Below are 7,388 nucleotides of genomic sequence, written 5' to 3' on the forward strand. Positions count from 1 at the left end.
GTTTACTGGCCCTGGCCCAGACGTTCGTAATAGCGTCGAACCAGCTCGGAATAACGAGCCGGCACCGGATCGCGGTCCAGCGGCACCAGCGCGTCCTTCGACTCGCGGCGCGCCAGTTCCTCCATGATGCGCGAGCGCACCTCGATCAACGGGGTCAGCAATTCGTTTCGAAACAGATCAGCCTGGGGCGGACGGCTGTGGCGACGCGAATCGATGCGCATCTCGCGAGCCCGCTCGCGCACGCCGGAGATGCGCTCCCGCAACCCCGGCAGTTCGACGGCATCCTCGACGTCGCGCAGACGGTCCGACCATTCCGCATATTGTTCGCCTAAAACAGGCCCCTCTTCAGCGCCTCCGAAGCGGCCGTCCCACACGCCGCCTCCACCTCCGCCCGCCCGGCGGCCGCCGTCGTTCGCGCCACCACGTTGAGCGGGAGACCCGGGAGTGCCGGATCGATTGGCCAGGCCGCGACGGCCTCCCTGACCCGGATTGGGACCACGCCCTTCTCCAGCCTGGGCCTGAGATTGAGCTTGAGCTTGAGCCTGGCTTCGACCTTCCCCCTGGCCTCGTTCCCCTTGCCCTTGCCCTTGCCCTTGCGCGGACCCCGGTGAATCGGATGAAGTTTGCGGCCGATTGGAGTCGCTTCCGGAGGGATTCTCGGCGGAAGGGGCCGGGCTGTCTCCTCCCGCGTTCGATCCCGGCTGGGCCGCGTTTTGTTCGCCCTCGCCTCGATTGCTCTGGGAAGCCAGTTGCCGGGGTCCACGGGTGGGAGCGTTGGTTCCCCCTCTGCCGGCGCCGCCCGCAAGATTCGTCGAAGCGGCGTTGGTGGATACGCCACCCGCGGCGGCCAGGCGATTGGTGGACTCCCCGGCCAGAGCGTCCGCTTCTTTGGCCAGCGATTCCGTGAGAGCGTCCAACTCACGCCGGGCGCGCCGAAGCGCTTCGGTATCGTCACCCAACAGCCGGCTGGCCGCCGAATCCACGCCCCGCTGCAAGGTCATGATATTGGTCAGGATTCTTTGCTCGAGAGCCGCGGTTTCGCGCAGGCTGCCACCGCGCAACATTTGTTGAGCCACCTCGATCGGTTTGCGGTTTTGTTGGCGGGCTTCCTCGAGGAGATCGTAGCCGTCCCGGGTCAAGGCTCCTTCGCGCATCAACTGGTCGCGCGTCTCCGGAAAGCTTCGCGCGTTCTGTTGCGCCGCCTGCCGGAGGGCATCGTAAAGCTGCCGCGAGAAGGCGGGCTCGCTAGCTTCCGCGGATTCGTTGATGCGCGAGGCGTCGTTCCAAACTCGGTTCATGCGCTCGGCCTGCTCGTTCATCGCCCGGGCCAGTTCTTCCCGTTCCGAAGGCGCCCCGAGGGAGCGGGGCCGGTTCTCCCCGGCGGAGCGCAGCCGCTGATTGATTTCAACTTCCTTCTGCGCCAGTTCTCGCGTGTCCTGTCGCAACTGCCTGACTTGTTCGTCGAGTTGATTGGACGCGGTCTTGCGCGCTTCCTCCCGCATTTCTTGAAACTGGCGCGCCGCGCGATTCCCGGCCGCCAACGCATCGTTGACATCACGAGAATCGAGCGCGTCCGCCGCCTGGCGCACTTGATCACGCGCTTCGCGGGCTTGCTGCCGCAGATCCGCGCTCTCCTCGCCGGGGGGTCGGCGTTCCAGCCGCTGGGCCAGATCATCCACGTCCTCGAGCATCTGCCGCTCTTCCTCGCGCAGCCGCTTGAGCCGGCGGTCCATTTCCTCGCGTTCCTCCTCGGTGCGGGCGCGGTTGCGTTCCGACGCGAGCTCGTTGATGCGCTCGTTCAAGTCCTGCTGCCGTTGGGCAAGTTCCTTGAGGCGGTTCAAAATCTGTTGGTCCTCATTGCGTCCGGCCGCCTGCCGCTCCGAGGCTTGCCGCTGGGTTTCGTAACGCTGGTCGGCCGACTTGAGATCGAGCTGATCGAGCTCGCCGCCGTCCTGGCGTTCGCCGCCACCTCCGCCGCCTTCATTGCGCTGGCGGGATTGGGTCACCTCGAATTCACGGGGAGCCAGACGCAACAACGCCTGATAGGCGGCTTGTTCGGCCTGGATCGCCACGGCCAAAGAACCGGGCGATTGGGCGGATTTTTGCAAAGCCTCCACCGCTTGTTCCATCGACTCTTTCGCGGTTTTCCTGGCCGCCTCGCTTCGGCCTCCCCCGCCGCCGCCGTCGCCTTCCCCCATGGAAGACAGTTGCTCCAGCGCTTTCCTCTGAGATTCTTCGACCACTCCGACGTCCTTTTCATAGTTCTTCGGGAGCCGTCCACCGCGGGTTTGGGATTGCAGCTTCCAGGTGGCGTTGAGGATCTGTTTCTGCAATTCAGCGAGACGCACGGCCTGTCCACCCTGCCCGCCTTGATTTCCGCCCGGGTTCTCCTGTTGATCCAGGTCGCCCTGTCGGAACACTTGCAGGAAGGGGCGGACTTCGCTGAAGTAAAGATCGCTGGTGACCCGGCGCGGTTTGCCATCGGGTCCCGTGTCCTCGGCCCAGACATGCCAGGCGATCAACGCTCCGGGGGACAGTTGTTCTCGCTCCAGGGCCAGCAGATGGTGGAGCGATTGTTTCCCGGTCAAGCCTCTGGCCGCCCAGTCGGCGTTGGTGGAAGCGCGCGCGTCGAGCAAGGTCAAGTCGTTGGTCGATTTCCCGGGAATGGTGTAATTCAAACCGGCGGCCAGCACTCCGAAATCATCCTTCACCTCCGCCAGAAACTCGATTTCCTGGAGCGGCGAAACCTTCGAATCGCCGCGCGGGGCAATCAGTTTCAACTCCGGAGGCCGGTTCGAAATCGTCTCGAAATGGAACAGCGCCGGGAGCAGGTTGGTGCGATTGCTTTCATCGACCAGCTCGAGTCCGTAGAGGGCGTTGGTCTGAAAAACGTACTCGGGCAACAGCGCGGCGGCGTTGGTGGTGGAGATCGACAGTTCCACCGGAGCGCGCTGAGTCGCCACCAGCCGGGCCGAGCGGATGATCTTGTTCAACTTCAAATCCAACCTCATCCGCGTGCCTTCCACCGCGGCCACCCGCTTGGTGTCCTCCATCTTGCGCTCGCCCAAGCCCGTGTAAGCCGGATGCGCCAACGTGGCATCCGCTCGTTCCAGTTTCGGCTGCTCGAACACCGTGAGGCGGTAATTGCGCGTTTTCGAGCTCCCATACTCAACGCGATAGACCGCATCCCGCGTTAAGGAGGGCAAAGTCCCCCCAAACACCGGATCACTAAGGTTCCTGGCCAGCTCAAGGGTCTTCTCCAAACCGTCCGCACCGGTCCAAACCAAGCGAGCCCGCGCGGGAATGGCGCCCGGAAACCGGACCAACACCGCGACGGATTGCCCTTTCTCAACCTCCGCATCGCCGGGCGTCACTTCGATGGTATTCTTGGCGACGGCAAGCGCCCGGTCTTTGGCGGGGCCATGATTGGGCAGGAACCACAACACCGGCATCAAGCACGCCAGCCAAAAAAGGGACGACGCTTTCGAAAGAAAGGCCCGTTCGATGAACGGCTGGTCCCACGGGCGAGTCCGGAAGGCCGCGGCTGCTTCCGAGAAGAGCCGCTCCTGCAAATATCCCCAGCTCCCGTCCGTCTCGGAAGGACGCTGTTCGATCGAAGTCAAGAGCAGCGCCCTGAGTTTGGGATCCCGCTCCTCGATCTCGCGCACGATCTGAACCGCCTCGTCCGGCCTCCGTCCCGCGCGCCGCCACCACACCACACTGCCCGCGATGAACAGCAGCAGGAAAATCCAGCGGAAATAGGGAATCGAAGCAAAAGCTCCCCCGGACCGGCTGGCCCACACCACCAGCAGGGCGGCCACGAGGGCGGCCAGCCATCCCCACGTGAACCCGCGCCAAGCATGCAGCGCGCGCCGGGCTCGAATCACGCGGTTCAGCGCGATTTGTAAGATGGGATGTAAATCCGTCATGCTGCCACCGCCGTTCTCGTTCCAAACCAACCCGCCAAAAGCGTCTCCACAACCAGCACCATGATGGCCGCAGCCAGAAACCAACGCCAGCCCTTTTGGCGCCCCTCAAACTCGGCCACCGCTTCCTGCATGGCTCTCTTCTCTGAAGACCCGGCTTCCGCTGTTTTGGTTTCGAGCGGAACCGCCTTGACCGGAACGCCCAGGCGTTCCAGCTCATCCGAGGGCATGGGCTCGATGCGGCTTTCCGCCGGCGCGAGATTCACGGCAAATCGCCGGGGTTTGCCGGCACCTGACAATTGGTAGATCCCGGGGGCATCCACCCGCTGGCGCGACACCTCGGAAGCCAACACCGTCTCCACACCTCCCGGAGCCGACCAGCGCCGCGTCTCTCCTTCCTTTCCGGGTCCGATGGAAACTTCCGCCCCCACCCGATACTGAGTCGGCTGATCCACGATCACACCCGACCATTCCAACACCCGATACAACAACGGCACGAATTTGGACGACAGCGCCAACTGGCTGTCTTCCACGTGCCAGCCTGACGTCAGCAACAGCATTCGTCCCTTGTTTACGGGAATCTCCACCATGGCCGGATCGCCCTGATCAAACCACGCCATCGCGCGAGCCCCCGGGATCGCGCTCACATCGATCTTGCGATGCTTCCAAAACCGGATGCGGGTAAAATCCCCGTACCTCGCCTCGGCAAAGGGAGCCAGCACCGGGTGGTCCCAATCCAGCCGGCTCAAAATCGAATCGCCTCCGGTGGACTCGGAGATCGGGAGTTGATCCACTCCAGCCAGTTTGGCCAAAGCCGGCGCCGCACCCGTCCCGCGCAAGGCCGCCATCACCGTTTTGCCCGCCGCCAAGAACTCGCCCGCCGCCCGCCAGGCTTCCTCCGAAACCGGTTCCATCAACACCATCGATCTCGCCGCGGCCAACTCCCCCGGCAGCAACGCTTCCCCGCCGCGCTTGTGAATCAACTGAAACTTATGACGACCCGTCTCCACCAAAGCACGCTTGAGAAAATAAAGCATCGAACTGCCACCGGCTGCGGTCTCGTCGCTCAACGCCAGCACGTTGAGGCTTTCTTCCTCGTTCACAACACGGTAAAGCTTGTTGTCGAAGGCCGTCTCGTCTCCGTCGAGCCACAGGGCCTCCACCTCTTCGCCTCCCTCCTTGGCGGGAGCCACCAAAGTTCGCGATTGTCCCGGAGGCACCTGGATCGTCACCGGCTTGCCCACCAGCGTGGTCGAGCCGGGTTTCACCCAGCCCAACCGAAGTTCTTGCGATTTCGATTTGGCGTGATTTTGGACGCGTACGCGCTGGCCCGTGGCCGCCGCACCAGGGCTCGACAATCCCTCCGCGTCTCCGATCCATTGGAGCGACGCGTTGCCCAACGCTCCCCGCGAAACCGGCTCCAGCTTCACTTCCAATCCCTTGGGCCAATTGTGACCCGCGAGACCGTCCAAATGCGACCCGGCTTGAAAATCGCTGATCAACACCACTTCCAATTTGTCGATGCCGGCACCGCCCGTGGTGCGCAATGCTTCAAGCTGCTCCACGGAGGAAACCAGTGCCCTGCCGATCCAGGTGGATTTCCATCCAGGCTTCTCTTTGCGCAACGCGTCCAGCGCCCGGGTTGCGCGTTCAGCCACGGGGCCTTGCCGCCACGATTCCGCGCCGAACACCTGTCGCATCGACTCGTCGAAGACCCACACTTCGGCCAGATCAGGGGCCGTCAGTTCGCGCAGCGCGGCTTCCGCCCGCTCGAGGGCGGCATCCCAAAGTCCCGGACGCTGCAAGCTCGCGCTGACATCGACCAGAACAAGCCGCTTCCGCGTTTCCTCGCCGGAGGAAGCGGTCACGGTCGGTTTCCCGAAATAAGGACGCGCAAACGCCAGGGCCACCAAGGCCAGCATCAACAACCGCAAAGCCAGCAGCAGCAAGTCCTCCAACCGGCTGCGCTTGGTCATGCGCGGAGGCGTGGGTTCCAGGAACATCAACGTCGGGAATGGCGCGGTCTCCTGGGGCCGCCGCCGGATCAAATGCCACAAGACCGGCGCCACCATCGCGGCCAGACCGGCGAGGAACAAAGGCGCAAGCAAGCTCATATGGAAGGACTACATCCGCGCCGCGTTTCCACGCCCCCGCTGGCGGCGCGCCTTGAGAAAGTCGAGCAACGCCCATTCCAAGGGCGTGTCCGTGCGCAAGACCCGGACGGCCGTCCCGTGCCGGGCGCAAATGGCCTCCAACGCCTGCCGATGAGCCGCGCGTTTGGCGCGATAGCGTTCGCGGAAGGTGGGCGCGTCGAGGTCGATTTCGCGGCCCGTTTCCAAATCCTTCAACCGCACCGTGTCGCCAAAATCCAAATCCTCCTCCATCGGGTCCGCGATCTGAAAAACGACGACCTCATGCCCGCCGGCGCGCAAGGTTCCCAGCGGCAACTCGAATCCATCCAGGGGCGACATGAAATCGGAGATGAACACCGCCAGACTGCGCCGCTTCAGGATTTCCAGAAGCCGCTTCAAAGGAGTCGCCAAGTCCGTGCCTACCCCTCCGCACTCCTTCTCCAGCGCCAGCATCAGCCTCCGCAAATGCCCGGGACGATTCCGCGCCGGCACCGCCTCCCGAATGCGCTCGTCGAAGGACAACAAGCCCACCGCGTCGCCCTGCAAATGGAGAAACCGCGCCAGCGTCGCGGCCAGGGTCCGCGCGTAATCCGCTTTCAAAACCCCGCGTGACGCGTAATCCATCGACTTGCTCAGGTCCAGCAGGAGAAAACAGCGCAGGTTGGTCTCATCCTCGAACTTCCGGACAAAATGCCGGTCCGTCCGCCCGTACAATCTCCAGTCGAGAAAGCGCGGATCATCACCCGGGGCGTACTGGCGGTACTCGGAGAACTCGACGGAGAAACCGTGGTAAGGGCTGCGATGAAGGCCGCTCCAAAACCCCTCGACCACGACGCGAGCGCGCCATTCCAGATTCTGGATGGCCATCAAGGCTCGGGGATCAATGAACGAGGACTTCCGCTCCCCTGACGGCGCGGCGCTGGGCTCGTTTTGGCGGATCGCTTGCACGGTGGATGGCTGGATGACCTTACGGCTCTCCCTCCCTCGGAGCAATCACGACCTGCGGACATTCTGAGGCACAGCCCGCCGCAAGAATCTTCCAAGGCTGCGGCAGGAGCGGACCAGACTCCATCTTGAACCTGTCATTCGCAACGAGGCCGGTGCATCCAGAGGTCGTCGGTGACCGGGTTGTCTTGGTAACGCAGACAGCCCTGTCTGCTGATCGGGTCGGGTGCCGGGGATTGCGCCCCGGCACCCTCCCACACCACCGGACGTGCGGTTTTCCGCATCCGGCGGTTGAACGCAGCGGCCCTTCACACGGTGGCCGCAAGGTCGGATGGCATCCAAAACCCGTGACGTCGCAACGCCGCGTTGCTTAACGCCGTCTGCA

General features: G+C 63.7%; 3 protein-coding genes. All 3 read right to left on the reverse strand.

Annotated features, from left to right (window positions below; all coding sequences use genetic code 11):
* Positions 1–2: 2 nt before the first annotated feature.
* The 3 genes from FJ404_11665 to FJ404_11675 are packed head-to-tail and all read right to left on the reverse strand — an operon-like array spanning position 3 to position 6,943.
* Positions 3–3,929, reverse strand: coding sequence for a hypothetical protein (locus tag FJ404_11665; GenBank protein ID MBM3823522.1), 3,927 nt, complete (start codon positions 3,927–3,929; stop codon positions 3–5).
* A complete protein-coding gene (locus FJ404_11670) occupies positions 3,926–6,040 on the reverse strand; it encodes a hypothetical protein (GenBank protein MBM3823523.1) in 2,115 nt (704 codons plus the stop codon). Before FJ404_11670 ends, FJ404_11665 begins: the two co-directional genes overlap by 4 nt.
* A gap of 9 nt (positions 6,041–6,049) precedes the next feature.
* Entirely contained in the window at positions 6,050–6,943 is an 894-nt protein-coding gene (locus FJ404_11675) for a DUF58 domain-containing protein (GenBank protein ID MBM3823524.1), read from the reverse strand.
* Positions 6,944–7,388: the final 445 nt, after the last annotated feature.

Source organism: Verrucomicrobiota bacterium (assembly GCA_016871495.1).
Classification (GTDB): Bacteria; Verrucomicrobiota; Verrucomicrobiia; order Limisphaerales; family VHDF01; genus VHDF01.

Excerpts from the sequence above, each read along its gene's own strand:
- FJ404_11665 (MBM3823522.1), bottom strand. The coding sequence starts at position 3,929 with ATGACGGATTTACATCCCATCTTACAAATCGCGCTGAACCGCGTGATT.
- FJ404_11670 (MBM3823523.1), bottom strand. The coding sequence starts at position 6,040 with ATGAGCTTGCTTGCGCCTTTGTTCCTCGCCGGTCTGGCCGCGATGGTG.